The sequence below is a fragment of the Clostridioides sp. ZZV14-6153 genome, assembly GCF_020657855.1.
Classification (GTDB): Bacteria; Bacillota; Clostridia; order Peptostreptococcales; family Peptostreptococcaceae; genus Clostridioides.
This window is the reverse complement of sequence record NZ_JAGWCZ010000047.1, coordinates 1-631: the sequence shown is the minus strand read 5'-3', so window position 1 is coordinate 631 and position 631 is coordinate 1. Positions and strand designations below refer to the sequence as shown.

The following is a 631-nucleotide window of genomic DNA, read 5'->3' as shown; positions in this document are numbered from 1 at the left end:
AGAATTGGTAAGACATATTTTAGTATGCAAAATTCTATGAAGCAGGAACCCTGTGACTTTAGTCATGGGAGGTTCAGGATAGGTAAAGGAAAAAGAAGTGAAGAAGTTATACAAGGCATGGAGAAGTATGGAGCAGTTTATCTTGCAGCAATAGGAGGAGCTGGTGCATACATTTCAAATTCGATAAAATCATGTGAAATTATTGCATATGAAGACTTAGGTGCTGAAGCTATAAGAAAGATTGTAGTAGAAGACCTTAAACTTACAGTAGCTATAGATAGTTATGGAAATAATATCTACGAGCAAGGACGAGCAATTTATGAATGTAAATAAATTTTGAAAATTTATATAAATACTAAAAATACAAAACAATTTAATTGTACACATTTTAAGGAGTTGTACTTAGAAAATAGAAATATATTTAAAACTTATGAACAATATCTAGAATATACAGGAATACGTAAAGAAACAGATAATAGAAAAATAGTTATTTATACAAGGGTTTCAACCTCTAATCAAAAAGATGATTTAAAAAATCAAGTTGAATTTCTTAAACAATATGCCAATTCTAAAGGAATAATAGATTAAGAAAATACAAGAAAAAGATTAGAGAGGATGAAGATATTGAAAA

1 protein-coding gene and 1 pseudogene are annotated in these 631 nt (G+C 28.4%); both read left to right on the top strand.

What is annotated here, in order from left to right; all coding sequences use genetic code 11:
* Positions 1–333: fumarate hydratase C-terminal domain-containing protein (locus KGF46_RS19720; RefSeq protein ID WP_227850775.1), on the top strand; the 333-nt coding region annotated here is incomplete at its 5' end.
* 87 nt (positions 334–420) lie between these two features.
* A pseudogene (locus KGF46_RS19715) lies at positions 421–582 on the top strand (recombinase family protein); the annotation flags it as partial.
* Between the last annotated feature and the right edge of the window lie 49 nt (positions 583–631).